The following is a 15,816-nucleotide window of genomic DNA, read 5'->3' as shown; positions in this document are numbered from 1 at the left end:
CTGTCGGTCCACGGCAGGAAGCGGGCTCGCCGGCATGGCACGGGAGCATGAGCCCTGCGGACGGCGGTCCTCCCGTCAGTGCAGTTCGCTGAAGCGTTCGGTTGCCCGGGTGCGACCGGCCACGATGACGGTGTCGTCCGCTTGCACGACGGTGTCCGGAGTGGCATACGTGAAGCCTTCGCCGGGGCGTTTGATGGCGACGACCGTGATGCCGTAGCGCGAGCGGACGGCGCTGCGGGACAGCGGAAGGCCGAGGATCTCGGCGGGCGGGCCGGTCTTGACCATGGCGAAGTCGTCCTCGAACTCGATGTAGTCGAGCATCCGGCCGCGTACGAGGTGGGCGACCCGCTTGCCCATGTCGTGCTCGGGATAGACGACGTGCTGGACGCCGAGCTGGGTGAGGATGCGGCCGTGCGCCTCGCTGATGGCCTTGGCCCACACGTTCTGGATGCCGAAGGAGATCAGCAGCGAGGCGGTGAGGATGCTGGCTTCCAGGTCGGTGCCGATGGCGACGACGGCGCGGTCGAACTCATGGACCCCGAGCTGGCGCAGGGCGTCCTCCTTGGTGGAGTCGGCCCGCACGGCGTGGGTGAGGGAGCCGGAGAGGGCCTGCACGGTTTCGGGATCGCCGTCGATGCCCAGGACCTCGGTCTCCTCGTCCACGAGTTCGAGGGCCAGGGAGCGGCCGAAGCGACCGAGTCCGATGACCACCACGGCGTCCCGGCGAGAGCCGCGGCGGTTCTTGGGGGTGCGTTTCCTAACCAATGACGGGTCGCTCCTCGGGAAGGTCGTACATGCGGACACGCAGCCGCAGGGCGAGTGCGGAGGCGATGGTGACGGGACCGAGGCGGCCGATGAACATCAGCGCGGTCAGCAACAGTTGTTCCCTGCCGGGCAGCTCGGGGGTGATGCCGGTGGACAGCCCGACCGTGGCGAAAGCGGAGGTGACCTCCAACAGGGACTGGTCGAGGCTGTGCCGGGTGAAGACCACGAAGGCCAGCGTCGAGACGGCGACGGCGGCCACCGACAGCAGGACCACGGTCAGGGCCTGCCGCTGGAGGTCGCCGTGCAGTCGGCGGCTGAAGATGGTGACCGCGCTTTCGCCACGGATCTCGGCGTAGATGACGAAGAACAGCACGGCGAAGGTGGTGACCTTGATGCCGCCCGCGGTGCCGGCACTGGCGCCGCCGATGAACATCAGTACGTCCATCCCGAGCCAGGTGGCCGGGTTCAGCTGTGCGACGTCGACGCTGTTGAAGCCCGCGGTGCGCGGCATGACGCCCTGGAAGAATCCGGCCAGGAGTTTCCCGGGTACGTCCAGCGGGCCCAGGGTCGCCGGGTTGCGCCATTCGAGCGCGGTGACGTAGGCGCTGCCACCCACCAGGAAGATCGCCGACGCGCCGAGCACGATCTTGGTGTGCAGCGACCAGGTGCGCGGTCTGCGGAATCTGCGGCGCAGTTCGAACAGCACCGGGAAGCCGAGCCCTCCGGCGATGACCGCACCCGCGACGGGCAGACAGATCCAGGGGTCGGTGACGAAGCCGATCAGGCTGTCGGAGTACAGCGAGAACCCGGCGTTGTTGAACGCCGAGACCGCGTGGAAGACGCCCAGCCACACCGCTCGCGGCCAGGGCTCGTCGTAGGTGACACCCAGCCGTACGGTCAGGATCGCGGCGGTGACGACCTCCAGCAGCAGGCTGACCTTGACCACCCGCGCGACGACCAAGCGGACGTCGCCCAGGCCCAGCGTCCTGGTCTCGGTGGCGGCGGTGAGGCGGGCCTTCAGTCCCATACGACGGTGGGAGACCAGCAGCACCAGCCAGGAGGCGAAGGTCATGATCCCGAGACCGCCGACCTGGATGAGCGCCAGGATCACCGTCTGCCCGAAACCGCTCCAGTAGTCGGCGGTGTCGACCACGACCAGCCCGGTCACGCACACCGCTGAGGTGGAGGTGAACAGCGCCTCCAGGAGGGACGCCGAGTCGGTCCCGGCCTTGGCGGCGGGCAGCAACAGCAGTCCGGTCCCGAACCCGATCGCCATGGCGAAGCCGGCCACGACCATCTGCGCCGGGTGCCGCACGCGTGGCCGCCACCGGGTCACCACAGCACGTCCTCCGCCCCGCAGCCGGCTCTCCCGCTCGTTGCTCGGTAACGGGAGACGATCAGCGATACCTCTGCTGTTCGGTCCTGGTTCTGTCCTGGGCACCGGTACCCCGCCGGGTCCGTGTCGGAGCCGTCCACGGCCCCGGAACCACCCGGACGTCGCCACAGCCCGCCGAACTGCAGCCCCGGCACCCTGTGGGCGGCTACCGAGCGCTACTCCTTGCTGCACGGAGTTGCCGGACGTGTCTGCCGGTCGTGACCGTGCTGTTCGCCTGGTCAGGGGCCGGCCACGTGTCATACGGGCACACCTGGGAACCCCCGCACCAGTAGCCACTCGTCACAGCACAGCGTGGCCCGGCTCGGTCGGGTCAGCGGGACGGATCCTCTATGACCAGCGGATACATGGGTCCCGGGGACTTCGGTCGGGACCCGTTCGAGGAGTTCATCGCGCGCTTCCTCGGCGGCGCCCGGTCCGGCAGCGGCGGGCGGTACAGCGACCCCCGCTACAACGACTTCCTCCGGCTGATGAGCGAGCCGGCGCGGCAGCTCGTCTCCGATGCGGCGTCGTACGCGGCCGAGCACGGCAGCAACGATCTGGACACCGAGCATCTGCTGCGCGCGGCGCTCACCGCCGAGCCGACCCGCAGCATGGTGGCCCGGGCCGGTGCCGACCCCGACGCGCTCGCCGCCGAGATCGACCGCGAGGTGGGCGAAGGACAACCCCGCAACTCGCTGTCCGTCAGCCCCGCGGTGAAGCGGGCGCTCATGGACGCGCACGAGATCGCCCGCTCGCGCGGCGCCTCCTACATCGGTGCCGAACATGTGCTGGTCGCGCTCGCCGCAAACCGGGACTCCACGGCGGGCCAGATCCTCAACTCGGCGCACTTCGATCCCCGCTCCGCCGGTCCGCGTGGCGGACCGAGCGCCGGACAGGGCGGCGGCACGGAGGCGCCCGCGCGCGGCCAGGAGCCGCGTCCCAGCAACACCCCGAACCTCGACAAGTACGGCCGTGACCTGACCGAGCTGGCCCGCGAGGGCCGGATCGACCCGGTCATCGGCCGGGACGAGCAGATCGAGCAGACGGTCGAGGTGCTGGCCCGGCGCGGGAAGAACAACCCGGTACTGATCGGCGAGGCGGGCGTCGGCAAGACCGCCATCGTGGAGGGGCTGGCCCAGCGCATCTCCGACGGGGACGTGCCCGACAACCTGCTGGGCCGGCGCGTCGTCCAGCTCGACTTCGGCAGCGTCGTGGCCGGCACCCGCTACCGCGGCGACTTCGAGGAGCGGCTCACCGGCATCATCGACGAGATCCGCGCCCACACCGAGGAGCTGATCGTCTTCATCGACGAGCTGCACACCGTGGTCGGCGCGGGCGGCGGCGGGGAGAGCGGCTCGATGGACGCGAGCAATATGCTCAAGCCGCCGCTCTCCCGGGGTGAGCTGCATGTCATCGGGGCCACGACGCTGGAGGAGCACCGCCGGTACATCGAAAAGGACGCGGCACTGGCCCGCCGCTTCCAGCCCGTGCTCGTCCCGGAGCCCACCGTGGCAGACGCCATCGAGATCCTGCGCGGGCTGCGGGACCGCTACGAGGCCCACCACCAGGTGCGCTACACCGACGAGGCGCTGATCGCGGCGGTGGAGATGTCCGACCGCTATCTGACGGGGCGCTATCTCCCGGACAAGGCCATCGATCTGCTGGACCAGGCGGGCGCCCGGGTACGGCTGCGCACCGCGACCCGCGGCACCGACGTACGGGCGCTGGAGCGCGAGGCCGAGCAGGTGCGCCGCGACAAGGACCAGGCGGTGGCCGCCGAGGACTACGAGCGGGCCAAGCAGTTGCGCGACCGGCTCACCGAGCTGGAGGAGGCCATCGACCGGGACAGCCACAAGCAGGAGCCACGGGCCGGCCACCACCGGATCGCCGAGGTGACCGTCGAGGACATCGCCGACATCATCTCCCACCAGACCGGCATCCCCGTCAGCAACCTCACCCAGGAGGAGAAGGACCGGCTGCTGGGCCTGGAGGAGCGGTTGCAGCAGCGGGTAATCGGGCAGGACGAGGCGGTCACGGCGGTCGCCGACGCGGTGCTGCGTTCCCGCTCCGGACTCTCCAGCCCGGACCGACCCATCGGCAGCTTCCTCTTCCTGGGGCCCACCGGGGTCGGCAAGACGGAGCTGGCCCGGGCGCTGGCCGAGGCGCTGTTCGGCACCGACGAGAAGATGGTGCGGCTGGACATGAGCGAGTACCAGGAACGGCACACCGTCAGCCGGCTGGTGGGTGCCCCGCCCGGATACGTCGGCCACGAGGAGGCGGGTCAGCTCACGGAGACGGTGCGGCGCAACCCGTACTCGCTGTTGCTGCTGGACGAGGTGGAGAAGGCGCACCCCGACGTCTTCAACATGCTGCTCCAGGTCCTCGACGACGGCCGGCTCACCGACTCGCAGGGCCGTACGGTCGACTTCACCAACACCGTCATCGTCATGACCAGCAACCTCGGCTCGGAAGCCATCACCGGGCGCGGCGCCGTCCTCGGCTTCGGCGGTGGCGGGGAGGGGGACGAGGACGCCCGGCGCGAGAGGGTGCTGCGACCGCTGCGCGAACACTTCCGGCCGGAGTTCCTCAACCGTATCGACGAGATCGTGGTCTTCCGGCAGCTCGACGACGAACAGCTGCGGCGGATCACCGACATGCTGCTGGAGGAGACCCGGCGCCGGGTGCACGCCCAGGACCTGGAGATCGAGTTCTCCCCCGCAGCCGTCGACTGGCTCGCCCACCGGGGCTACCAGCCGGAGTACGGTGCCCGCCCGCTGCGCCGGACGATCCAGCGCGAGGTCGACAACCGGCTCTCCCGCATGCTGCTGAGCGGCGACCTCGAACCGCGCACCCGGCTGCTGGTCGATGTTGCGGAGGGGCACCTGGAGTTCCGCACGGAGGGGCGCACCGCCGACGCCGTCGGCAACCGCCGAGGCTGAGCGGACCGCCACCCGGTGACGCCGTGGATCACGAACTGCCTGTCGTGGCCGAGGACTCGGGCAGGCTTGTAGTGGCCGAGGACTCGGGCAGCAGCAGTGCCGAGGGCGCGTGGAAGGTGATCCGCACCGGTGCGAGGTCGGTGGCTTCGAGTGCGGGCTCCCCGGTGCCCGGGTTGCGGGCGAAGCGGGGATGGGCGCCTCCGCTGAGCTGCCACCGTATGCGGTGCCCTGCGGCGAACCGGTGGGCGGTGGAGCTCATCGCGACGGTGACCTCCGCAGGCTCCTCCCCTCCCGTGCGGATCCGGGCCAGCCCGTCGCAGACATTGGTCGAACGGCCCTGTGCGTCCACGTCGCACAGGCGGGCGAAGACGTCGGCGTGTCCGGTGTCGGTGGCGACACTCAGCCGGGCGGAGACAGGGCCGACGATGTCGACGGGTTCCGCCAGCGGCGGGCCGGTGAACGTCAGCACGTCCTCCCTGGACTCCAGGGCCGCGTTGTCGCGGGGTCCGGCCGTACGGGAGAGCAAGGGGCCGCCGAGGGACGGGGTCGGGTCGGCCGGGTCGTAGGAGAAGGAGGCCACGGGCGCGGAGTCGGTGGGGGGCTGCAAGGTGAGGTGGCGGTCCGCGGTGGGGAACCAGCACGTGGTGGCCGGGGACTGCGGCCAGGCGTCGAGGTCCTGCCAGGCGTCCTCGCCTCCCATGTGGACGCGTACCGGGGAGGGGCGCAGCCCGGAGCGGTCGTCGTACAGGTGGGCACGCAGCCAGGCAAGGCTCTCCGCGAACACTTGGGGCCAGCCCTGCTGGAGCGCGGACGTGTGCGTCCAAGGGCCCACGAGCAGGGCACTCTCGCACCCGGCCCGGCGCAGTCGGCCGTACTGTTCGAAGGTCTGGTCGACCAGGGCGTCGTGCCATCCGGTGATCAGGCTGATGGGCACCGCCGGCCGCTCGGCGGCCTCGGCCGTGGACGCACCGCGCCAGTACGGGTCGTCGGCGTCCGGGTGTGTCAGCACTTCGTCCAGCCAGGGCACGTCCTCCGCGAGGGCGGAGACGTACCCGCTGCGCAGGGGCCGCGCGGTGGCGAGGTCCCGCAGCCGGCGCTGGAGGCGCAGCGTCGCCCGGGCGAAGGCGGCCACGCCTTGGTGCTGGTACGTCATGCCGACGCCGACGAGGAGGGCGTTCTCCAGGCGGGGTACCCCGTCCGCATGGAAGAGGGCGTAGGGGTCGTGGAGTCCCACCTGGACCGCCATCGCCTTCAGTTCGGGCGGCGGGTCGAGGGCGAGCGCCCACTGGGTGTAGCCCAGATAGCTGGGTCCGACCGTGCCCAGCCTTCCGTCGAACCAGGGCTGGTCCCGCAGCCAGGCCACCGTCGCATGGCCGTCCGCCGCCTCGTTGCGCCACAGATCGAACCGGCCGCCGGAACCGCCGGTACCCCGGCAGCTCTGCAGCACCACATGGAAGCCCTGTTCGGCGAAGAGCATCCCGTACATGGGCGACCAGGGCACTCCCCTGCCGTAGGGCGAACGCACCAGGAGGGTGGGGAAGTCGCCCGGCGTGCGGGGGAAGTAGTGGTCCGTGATCAGCGGGCTGCCGTCGGCGGCCGGCACCACCAGGCCAGGCTCCCGGCCGACCTCGTGCTGCTTGGCGGGGAGGCGGCGCCAGGTCGCGCGCAGCATCCGTGCGGACAGCGGCGGCTTCCCCTTCGGCGGCGTCCAGGCCGGCCGGGATGCGGCCTCGTGCGTGGCTGACGTCATCGCTTCCTCCACTATTCTCGTACGACGTACGAGAATAGTAGATGCTTGGATGTCTTCCGCAAGTTGGATGTCTTCCGCAGGACGCATCGGCGCGGAGAAGGGAGCCCGGGGACGTGACGCGTGGTGGCGACTCCGGCGGTACGGGCGTCGACCCGCAACAGCTCTGGCTGACCCCGGACCGGCCGCGGCGGGGCCGTCGACCCGCCTTCAGCCGCGAGGCGATCACCTCGGCAGCCGTCGCTCTGGCGGATACGGAAGGGCTGGACGCGGTCACCATGCGGCGGGTCGCCGCCGAGGTCGGAGCCGGCGTGATGTCGCTCTACAGCTACGCGCCCGACAAGGACACGCTGCTGGAGCTCATGATCGACCACGTCAGCGGTGAACTCCCGGCGGAAGCCGCCCCCACCGGCGACTGGCGGGCCGACCTCAAGGCCGTCGCCCACGACCAGCGCGCCCTGATGCTCCGGCACCCCTGGCTGCCCGCCACCCTGACCACCCGCCGCACCCTGGGCCCGAACGCGCTGGCCTTCCTGGAACGCGCGCTCGCGGCCCTGCGGCCCACCGGGTTGGACGGCGCCGCGAAGCTGGAGGTCTTCGCGCAGCTCACCGCGTTCGTGGCCGGGTACGTCGGTTACGAGCTCACTCAGGCCGGGTCCGCGCGACCGCCGGAACGGGCCGCGGCCGAAGCCCGCTACCTCGCCACCGTCGCCGCGGACGGCCACCATCCGGAACTCGCCGAGGTCCTCGCGGCGCCGGGCCGCCCGCTCACCCCTGAAGCGATGTTCACCCGGTTCCTCAACCGGCTGATCGACGGTCTCGACACCGGCTGAGCACGTCTCAGCGGGACGTCCGGGGTTGCTGCGACGAGGCTGCCCAGTGTGTGCCCCTTCCGGCGCACGAGTGTTGGTGGCGCTGTGTTCGCGTTGACCGCTAGCATCGGGGTCGGCTTGGTGCAGCCGGCTGCTCGCGCCCGTCAGGGTTGGGTGAATGCACTGGTTGGGTCGTCTCTCCTCGGCTCACCGATCGCGGCGCCGGCCGACAATGCGAGCATCGGCAGGACGGGCCGCGCGGAAGGCCGACGCAATGGCACCCACAAGTACCGATCACGCCAAGAAGCTTGCCAAGCTCCTGCGCGACGATCTCGCTGCGGCAGGGTTCAGCATCCCCCACAGCCTCGCGCTCGAGGTGATCGCACACCAAATGGGCACCAAGGACTGGAACGTCCTTGCTGCCTTGGTGCGCCCGTCGGGACGCCCTGCCCCGTCGGCCATCAGCCCGGGCGTTCCGGTTCTGCGGGTGATGTCCGTTGCGGAGGCCCTGCCGTTCTACGTCGATTACCTGGGCTTCACGGTGGACTGGGAGCACCGCTTCGAGCCCGGACTGCCGCTTTACGTGCAGGTGTCCCGGTCAGCGGCCGTCTTGCACTTGTCAGAGCATCACGGCGATGGCAGCCCGCACAGTGTGGTGTGGCTCCCGGTCGCCGACGTGTCCGCGTTGCGCGAGGAACTGCTCGCCCGGCCCGACGCACGGATTCGTCCCGGCATCGACCCGGACGCACCCGGCGGACCGACGTTGGAGGTCATCGATCCGTACGGCAATGTGCTGCGCTTCGCGCAGCCGCCGACGCACTGACTGCCCGGCGGGCCGTGAGCGGATCCAGAAGCGAATGGCAGCAACAGCCACGGTGCCGTGGAAGGCGTATGCCCTCTTGTCGAAGCGGGTGACGACGGCACGGAAGCCCTGGATGCATTGACTCGCAGGGTCGCCTTCCTGGTGGAGCGAATCGAGCCGAAGTCCAGCCGCGGCAGCGACCGCAAGGCCAAGGCGCCACTCCCAGCGGCCGGAGGCGGGCCGGAGAGTGGCGCCTTGCGGTTCGCAGGTCAGCGGTTGGCGGCGAGGACGGCGTCGGCCATCGCCTTCTCACCGGTGGCGTTGGGGTGGAACGGCGCCGCCGCGTCGGTGATGAGCGGTTCGATCCAGCGGGTTCCGACCGGCTTGCAGACGTCGTGCCCCACGGACTTGGAGTAGGTGTCGACGTACACGGCGCCGTGCTCGGCCGCCTGCTTGGCGATCATGGTGTTGAGATGCTTGTGGGTGTCGCGCAGCCAGGGGGCGTCGCCCTTGGCGATGGAGACCACGGAGGGGCAGTTGCTGCCGTCGTCGGGCATGATCGCCGGGTAGCCGGTGATGAGGATCTTGGCGTGCGGGGCGCGTCCCCGGATGTCGTCGAGAGCCTTGGAGATCTTGGGCGCGGTGTTCTGGATGGTGGCGGCGAGTTCGTCGTGCCCGGTCCAGGTGTAGCTCTTCTTGCACGGCGAGCCGAGCGGATTGAGCAGTCCGAGGGAGACGCAGCGGACGATGATGTCGGCGAAGCCGATGTCGTTGCCGCCGATGGTGAGGGTGACCACATCGGTGTCGGCGCTCAGCGCGTCCAACTGCGGGGCGACGGACGGGAACTGGGCGGAGTTGAGGTCTTCGGTGGTGGCTCCTCCGCAGGTGACGTCCTTGTGCGCGCCGGGGGTGAGCGCGCTGTTGACCACGGAGGGGTAGTTCCGGTCGGAGCGCGAACAGGTCTCGTCGACCGTGTTCGGTACGCCGGCCCCGGACGCATAGGAGTCGCCCAGGGCGACGTAGCGGTGCACGGTGACGTCGTCCGCCAGCGCGGGGCTCGCACCGAGCCCGGCGCCGGTGGTCACGGCGGCTGTGGCGGTGGCGAGGGCAACGGCCGTTCTGGCGCGGCAGCTGGGCATGCGTGAGCGCATGACGGTACCTCTCGTGAGTGGGGAAAGGCGTGACACTGCCCGGCAGTTACTGGTCAGTTGCACTGAGAGGTAAATATGTGGTCGGCTTCACGGGGCGTCAAGAGGTGGGACAGCACCAGCTTCCGGTGCCGCGCACAACTCCTCACCGGCGACGACGATCGGCTCCGCCGGGCGCCGAAACGCGCGGCACTACAGTGGGCGTGCGCCCACCCCCGGCAGGGGGAACGGGCCTACGAGGCGAGGAGGAGCCGCACGGTGCCGACAGGGGTGGCCATCCGCGACGTGCGCGAGCAGCTCTTCGCCGCCGCCGAGCGCGTCCTGCTCAGAGACGGGCCGAACGCGCTGACCAGCCGGGCGGTGACCACCGAGGCAGGCTGCGCCAAGGGCGTACTGCACCGGCACTTCGCCGACTTCGATGCCTTCCTCACCGAGCTCGTGCAGGACCGCGTAGGCCGGCTCGACAGCCAGGCTGCGGCCCTGCGCGACTCCGCCGGGAGCAGCACCGTCGCCGACAACCTCACCGGCGCGCTGACGGAGCTCTTCAACTCGGTCGCGGTGGCGATCGTCAGCCTCGTCACCTCCCGGGACGAGCTGCGCGCACGGCTGCGGCGTACCAGGCCGACGGGCATCCCGTTGCTGGCGGAGGCCACGGCCATGATCGCTTCCTACCTCACCGCCGAACGCCAACTCGGCCGTATCGCAGCGGACTCCGATGTGGACACCCTCGCCCCCACCCTGATCGGGGCCGGGCACCTGCTGTTCGCCGACCGGAAAAGCGCACCACCGCAGGCCGAAGCCGTCCGCAGAACCGTGACCACGGTCCTCTCCGGTGTGGCACGCGAGTCCCGGGCCTGACGTGGCGCGCGAGTCCCGGGTCTGAACAGCGCGACACTGCGCTCCCGTCCTGCGCCGGGGGTTCCGCGCCGCATTGGCGGGGAAAGCAGCTCACGCCTGCCATCACAGAACAGGCCATCACAGAACGGACTGTCCCAGGACAGCCCGTCGCACGACAGACCGCCGCAGACCAGACCGCCGCAGCACAGGTGAGGAGCAGCCCGTTGGGTTACGTCACGTCACAGGAGTGGGACCGGCACTACGCCGACGGCCGTGGCTTCCGGCCGCTCGGCGATGCCGAACGGGCGCTGCTCACCGAGCATCTGCCGGCGCCCGATGATGGCACCGCCCTGGACGTCGGCTGCGGCACCGGTGAACTGGCCCACTTTCTGGCCGGACTCGGCTATCGGGTGGACGCCGTCGACCAGGCGGAAAGCGCGCTGACCCGCGCCCGCGCGGAGCACGCCGCGGGCGACAAGGTGCGGTGGCTACGGCTGGACGTCGAGCACGACGACTTCGCCGAGTTGCGCGAGAGCGGCTACCACCTGATCACTCTGCGGCTCGCCTACCCCTTTCTGCGGGACCGCGCTCGTGTCCTGCGCGGGCTCGGTGAACGGCTGCGGCCCGGCGGTGCGTTGGTGGTGATCACTCCGCTCGCGGAGCGCGTGTCCCCGGAGCGGCGGGACATCGCCCTGGACGAGGACGAGATCGGCCTGCTGGCGGAGGGCTGGGGGCACGTGGAGCGGTTCGACGCGGGCGGTCTCGCGATGCTGGTGCTGCGGGGTGCGCCGCACTCCTTCGCAGCGGCGGAGAAGGGCCGGCCGGTTCCGTGTGCGGTGGCCGGGGCGTGTGCGGTCGTCACCGACGGCAGCGGCCGGGTGCTGCTGGGGCGGTCCGTCGAAGGCATGTGGGAGCTGCCCGGCGGCCGTACCGAGCCCGGCGAGTCCTTCGAGGCCACAGCGGTCCGCGCGTTGGCGGAGGAGACCGGACTGCGCGCCGGCGTCGAGGATGCGCAGCTGCGGACGATCCTGCTGGACGACAACGACGGAGTGCCGCGGGTGTCCGCCGTGGTGTGCGTCAACGCCTGGTCCGGCACGCTGACGTCTCCCTGCCCCGAGCCGGACCGCTTCCGGCGGTGGGAGTGGCACGACCCGGGCGCCCTTGGCACGCTCGGGCCGGTCTTCGCACCTTCGGCCCAGGCGCTGGAGGCGGTGTGGCCCGGCGCCCTGCCCGGTCTGCCGCCGCTGCGTACGTACTCCCCCGCGTCCGACGACACGGCCGGCCTGTCGGCTGCTCCGACGGTCGGCGAGTCGGGGGACGGCTCCGCTTCCCCGTCGGCCGGACGCGACAGCGGGACAGCACGCGGTGTCTGGCCGACCATCGAGGGCCTCGCCCGTACCTTCGACGCACACAGCGATGCGCGTGGCCTGGACCGGGAGCAGCAGTGGACGTTGCAGGTGCTGAAGCTCTCGGAGGAGACGGGCGAGGCGGCCCAGGCCGTCATCGGCGTCCAGGGCACCAATCCCCGCAAGGGGTACAGCCACTCCTGGGAGGACGTGCACGCCGAGGTGGCGGACGTGGTCATCACCGGCCTGGTCGCCCTCGCCCGGATGCGGCCCGCGGATGCGGCGGACTACCTCGACCGCCAACTCACCGCGAAAGCGGCCAGGTTCCGCTAGGTCGCTCACCGTTCGGACCGGAGACGGGCGCGATGCCAGGCCGCGTCGCGCAGCAGGCGGAGCCCGTTGAGGCCGACCAGGACGGTGGAGCCCTCATGGCCGGCGACGCCGAGCGGCAGCGGGAGGGTGCCGAGCAGATCCCAGGCGGCCAGCACGGCGATGAAGGCGCCGGCGATGACGAGGTTCTGCACGACGAGGCGGCGTGCGGTGCGGGAGAGGTTGACGACGGTGGGGATGGCGGCGAGTTCGTCGCGGACCACCACGGCGTCGGCGGTTTCCAGCGCGAGGTCGGATCCGGCCTTGCCCATGGCGATGCCGGTGTGTGCGGCGGCCAGCGCGGGCGCGTCGTTGACGCCGTCGCCGACGACCAGCACCCGGCGCCCGGCCGCTTCCCACTCCCGGACGGCGGAGACCTTGTCCTGCGGCAACAAGCAGGCGCGGACATCGGTGATGCCGGTCCGCGCCGCCGGGAGCGCGGCGGCACGTTCGTTGTCGCCGGTGACCAGCACCGGCGAGGCGCCGGTGAGGGACGTCAGCGCGGACACCGCCTCTGCTGCATCGGGCCGCAGCCGGTCGGCGATGCCCAGCACCCCGACCGGGCGGCCGTCGACGAGCACCACCACAGCCGTACGCCCGGCCTCCTCCAACTCCCGCACCTTCTCGTGGGCGGCGTCCTCCGGCTGCCGCTGCGTTCCGGACCCGGCGTTGTCGGCCGGGCGGGGGTCGTGGTGCAGGAGGCGGCCGGGGGCGCCGACCTGGATGCGGTGGCCGTCGACGGTTGCGGTGACGCCGAGGCCGGGGGTGGAGGCGAAGTCGTCGGCGGTCCGGAGCGGGAGGCCGCGGGAGCGGGCGGCGTCGACGACGGCGCGGGCCAGCGGGTGCTCGCTGGCCCGCTCGGCTGCGGCTGCCCGGCTCAGCAGCGCCTCCTCGGTCAGCCCGGAGCCGGGCAGCGGGTGCAGTTCGGCCAGGTGCGGGGTGCCTTCGGTGAGGGTGCCGGTCTTGTCCAAGGCGACCGTGTCGGTCTGCCCGAGGCGTTCCATGACGACCGCGGACTTCACCAGCACACCGTGCCGACCGGCGTTGGCGATCGCGGAGAGCAGCGGCGGCATGGTGGCCAGTACCACCGCGCACGGTGAGGCGACGATCATGAACGTCATCGCGCGCAGCAGCGTCGGCTGAAGCGCTGCGCCGAGCAGGAGGGGCACCGCGAAGAGGGCGAGCGTGGCGGCCACCATGACGAGGGAGTACCGCTGCTCCACCTTCTCGATGAACAGCTGGGTGGGGGCCTTGGTCCCGGACGCCTCCTCGACCATGGCCACGATCCGGGCGAGCACCGAGTCGGACGGATCGCGCTCCACCCGGACCCGCAGCGCTCCGGTGCCGTTCACGGTGCCGGCGAACACCTCGCCCCCGGTCTGCTTGGTGACCGGCAGCGGCTCGCCGGTGATGGTGGCCTGATCCACGTCGCTCTCCCCGTCGAGGACCTGGCCGTCGGCGCCGACCCGCTCTCCGGGGCGTACGAGGATCACGTCGCCCACCGCGAGGGACCGGGCCGCAACGCTCTCCTCGCCGCCGTCGGGCAGCAGCCGGGTCGCGGTCGCCGGAGCGAGATCGAGCAGGCCGCGGACCGAGTCCGCCGTCCGCGCGGTGGCGACGGCCTCCAGGGCGCCGGAGGTGGCGAAGATGACGATCAGCAGCGCGCCGTCCAGTACCTGTCCGATCGCCGCCGCACCGAGCGCCGCGACGACCATCAGCAGATCCACGTCAAGCGTTCTGTCCTTGAGGGCCTTGAGCCCCTCCCAGCCCGGCTCCCAGCCGCCGGTGACGTAGGTGGCGGCGAACAGCGGGGCCCAGGTCCACACCGGGGCACCCAGCAGGCTCAGCGGCAGCGCGAGCAGGAACAGCACGAGCGCGGCGAGCGCCCAGCGTGCCTCGGGCAGCGCCAGCACACGAGTACGACGCCGCGGCGCGACCGGCGGGGCGACCGAAGACGCAGAGGGCTTGGTCAGGGTGGAGGTCATGGCGGACAGACGCCCTTCGCTGGGGTGAGAAGCGACCCCCTCACCATACAGGAACGCTTGAACAGCCATTCATGTGTTCACCTCCGTAGGATGGAGCCCATGGGCCATGGAGCGAACACCCCCGAAGCCGACGCCACCCCGCGCACCCGCCTCACTTCGGAAAACGCGTCGCAGGTCGCCACCACCCTGCAGGCCCTTGCCACACCGTCACGGCTGCTGATCCTGGCCCGACTGCGCGAAGGGCCGTGCGCGGCAACGGAACTGGCCACCTCCGTCGGTATGGAGCAGTCCGCCTGCTCCCATCAGCTGCGGCTGCTGCGCAATCTCGGCCTTGTCACCGGCACCCGGCAGGGCCGCTCCGTGGTCTACACGCTGCACGACAACCATGTCGCCGCCCTGCTCGACCAAGCGCTGTACCACGTCGAACATCTCCGCCTCGGCCTCACCGACACCGTGGACGAAGCCGTCGCGGCGTCAGGATGAGAGCGGCGGGATCTCGGTCAGGAGGTCGCTGCGGCGGGCGGGGCGGGTGAGGGCGAGAAGCGCCTGGTCGTCCTGGGCGGGTCCGGCGCTGTGCCGGTGTACGTCGGTGACCAGGAAGTCGAGGACGGTGTGCGGATCCGCGGGGTAGCCGGTGTTGCGCCGGTAGGCGTCCAGCATCTGGGAGACCCGGTCGGCCGGGTCGTAGAAGGTGCCGCTCCGGTCCCGTGCCTCGGTGACGCCGTCGGTGAAGCACAGCAGTGTCCCGCCCGGCGGGAGGTCGTAGGTCTCCACGGGCGAGATCCAGGAGCCGAGGGTCGTGATCCCCAGCGGCGGCGCCTCCTGGCGGGGCTCCAGCACCTGGGCATAGCCCGCCGGATCCAGGAGCAGCGGCGGCGGATGGCCACGGTTGACCAGCCGGACCTGCTCCAGGTCCGGGGCGAACTCGACGAGCAGCGCGGTGGTGAACCCCTCGGTCTGTTCCAGTCCGCCCTGCCGCTGCCCCTCCCTCGCGAGCGTCTCCTCCAGTGACTCCACCACGGTGAGCAGGTCCGCGCAGTGGTCCGCTGCGTAGCGGAAGGCACCGATGTCCGCGCTGACCACCGAGATGGCGGACAGTCCCTTGCCGCGTACGTCACCGATCATCGCGCGCACCCCGTACGGCGTCTCCTGGACCACGTACAGGTCGCCCCCGATGAGGGCCGTCTCGTCGGCGGGGACGTACCGTGCCACGACGTGCAGGCCCCCGGTGCGCTCGGGCGGAGTGGGCAGTACCGCCTGCTGGGCCACCTGGGCGGCGTGCCGGGCCTTGTCGGCGGTGGCATGGTGCGAGCGCATGGTCCGGTTCAGCCCGACCGCCAGCGCGGTGATGGCCACCAGGGTGAGTTGGATGCCGATACCGCTCTGCGGCCCGAACGTGCCGCTCGAGTAGGCCAGCCCGGCGTGCGCGGCCATGGCCGCGGCGCCGACGGCCACGATGGTCAGCGGCTCCAGCACCGGCGCGGCCACCACCGGCGCCACGGCGAGCAGAGGTGCTGTGGAAACCCAATGACGCGCGAGCAGATCCAGCCCGACGGCAAGCACGAGCACCCCGGCGGGCACCCACCGGTAGATCCGTCGCCACACCCACACCTGACTCACCCGAACATCCTGCCCCTCGATCGTGCTGCTGCGCGCTTCCCCGCACCGCCGAGGCCGCAGGTTCCGGCATG

Annotated in this window: 12 protein-coding genes and 1 pseudogene; 6 read left to right on the top strand and 7 right to left on the bottom strand. The window is 71.3% G+C overall.

The genetic code is table 11. The features are described from left to right. Positions 1-75 precede the first annotated feature (75 nt). Both ACTWP9_RS10320 and ACTWP9_RS10315 read right to left on the bottom strand, forming a co-directional pair. Complete coding sequence (locus ACTWP9_RS10320) at positions 76-765, bottom strand: potassium channel family protein (RefSeq protein ID WP_443245739.1); 690 nt, start codon at positions 763-765, stop codon at positions 76-78. Next, positions 758-2,104, bottom strand: coding sequence for a TrkH family potassium uptake protein (locus ACTWP9_RS10315; protein WP_443245738.1), 1,347 nt, complete (start codon positions 2,102-2,104; stop codon positions 758-760). Before ACTWP9_RS10315 ends, ACTWP9_RS10320 begins: the two co-directional genes overlap by 8 nt. Before the next feature lie 386 nt (positions 2,105-2,490). Between ACTWP9_RS10315 and ACTWP9_RS10310 the strand changes: the two genes are divergently transcribed. After that, a complete protein-coding gene (locus ACTWP9_RS10310) occupies positions 2,491-5,079 on the top strand; it encodes an ATP-dependent Clp protease ATP-binding subunit (protein WP_443245737.1) in 2,589 nt (862 codons plus the stop codon). 28 nt (positions 5,080-5,107) lie between these two features. Here the strand turns inward: ACTWP9_RS10310 and ACTWP9_RS10305 are convergent, their stop codons facing one another. Further along, positions 5,108-6,829, bottom strand: coding sequence for a CocE/NonD family hydrolase (locus ACTWP9_RS10305; protein WP_443245736.1), 1,722 nt, complete (start codon positions 6,827-6,829; stop codon positions 5,108-5,110). Between the two features lie 113 nt (positions 6,830-6,942). On the opposite strand from ACTWP9_RS10305, the gene ACTWP9_RS10300 reads away from it, so the two are divergent. Beyond that, a complete protein-coding gene (locus ACTWP9_RS10300) occupies positions 6,943-7,659 on the top strand; it encodes a TetR/AcrR family transcriptional regulator (RefSeq protein WP_443245735.1) in 717 nt (238 codons plus the stop codon). 157 nt (positions 7,660-7,816) lie between these two features. Further along, on the top strand, positions 7,817-8,461 hold the full coding sequence (locus ACTWP9_RS10295) for a glyoxalase superfamily protein (RefSeq protein ID WP_443245734.1): 645 nt from the start codon (positions 7,817-7,819) through the stop codon (positions 8,459-8,461). A 15-nt stretch (positions 8,462-8,476) separates the two neighbouring features. Here the strand turns inward: ACTWP9_RS10295 and ACTWP9_RS10290 are convergent. Beyond that, positions 8,477-8,569 (bottom strand): annotated as a pseudogene (locus ACTWP9_RS10290) (IS5/IS1182 family transposase); the annotation flags it as partial. A 140-nt stretch (positions 8,570-8,709) separates the two neighbouring features. Further along, positions 8,710-9,591 carry an SGNH/GDSL hydrolase family protein gene (locus tag ACTWP9_RS10285; protein WP_443245733.1) on the bottom strand — a complete coding sequence of 294 codons (882 nt, stop codon included), beginning with the start codon at positions 9,589-9,591 and terminating at the stop codon, positions 8,710-8,712. 255 nt (positions 9,592-9,846) lie between these two features. On the opposite strand from ACTWP9_RS10285, the gene ACTWP9_RS10280 reads away from it, so the two are divergent. Both ACTWP9_RS10280 and ACTWP9_RS10275 read left to right on the top strand, forming a co-directional pair. Beyond that, positions 9,847-10,446 carry a TetR/AcrR family transcriptional regulator gene (locus ACTWP9_RS10280; RefSeq protein ID WP_443245732.1) on the top strand — a complete coding sequence of 200 codons (600 nt, stop codon included), beginning with the start codon at positions 9,847-9,849 and terminating at the stop codon, positions 10,444-10,446. Positions 10,447-10,649: 203 nt separating this feature from the next. Next, complete coding sequence (locus ACTWP9_RS10275) at positions 10,650-12,104, top strand: NUDIX domain-containing protein (protein ID WP_443245731.1); 1,455 nt, start codon at positions 10,650-10,652, stop codon at positions 12,102-12,104. A 5-nt stretch (positions 12,105-12,109) separates the two neighbouring features. Here the strand turns inward: ACTWP9_RS10275 and ACTWP9_RS10270 are convergent, their stop codons facing one another. Continuing rightward, the gene (locus tag ACTWP9_RS10270) at positions 12,110-14,125 is read right to left on the bottom strand and encodes a heavy metal translocating P-type ATPase (RefSeq protein WP_443245730.1); all 2,016 of its coding nucleotides are present in this window, start codon (positions 14,123-14,125) and stop codon (positions 12,110-12,112) included. A 99-nt stretch (positions 14,126-14,224) separates the two neighbouring features. On the opposite strand from ACTWP9_RS10270, the gene ACTWP9_RS10265 reads away from it, so the two are divergent. Further along, on the top strand, positions 14,225-14,608 hold the full coding sequence (locus tag ACTWP9_RS10265; protein ID WP_443245729.1) for an ArsR/SmtB family transcription factor: 384 nt from the start codon (positions 14,225-14,227) through the stop codon (positions 14,606-14,608). On the opposite strand, the gene ACTWP9_RS10260 is transcribed toward ACTWP9_RS10265, so the two are convergent. Continuing rightward, positions 14,600-15,745, bottom strand: a complete 1,146-nt coding sequence (locus ACTWP9_RS10260) for a PP2C family protein-serine/threonine phosphatase (RefSeq protein ID WP_443245728.1) — start codon at positions 15,743-15,745, stop codon at positions 14,600-14,602. The genes ACTWP9_RS10265 and ACTWP9_RS10260 overlap by 9 nt on opposite strands. Positions 15,746-15,816: the final 71 nt, after the last annotated feature.

The organism is Streptomyces sp. 3N207 (assembly GCF_052246355.1).
Taxonomy (GTDB): domain Bacteria; phylum Actinomycetota; class Actinomycetes; order Streptomycetales; family Streptomycetaceae; genus Streptomyces.
Note: the sequence above shows the minus strand (reverse complement) of the source record. Positions and strands in the feature narration are given on the sequence as shown.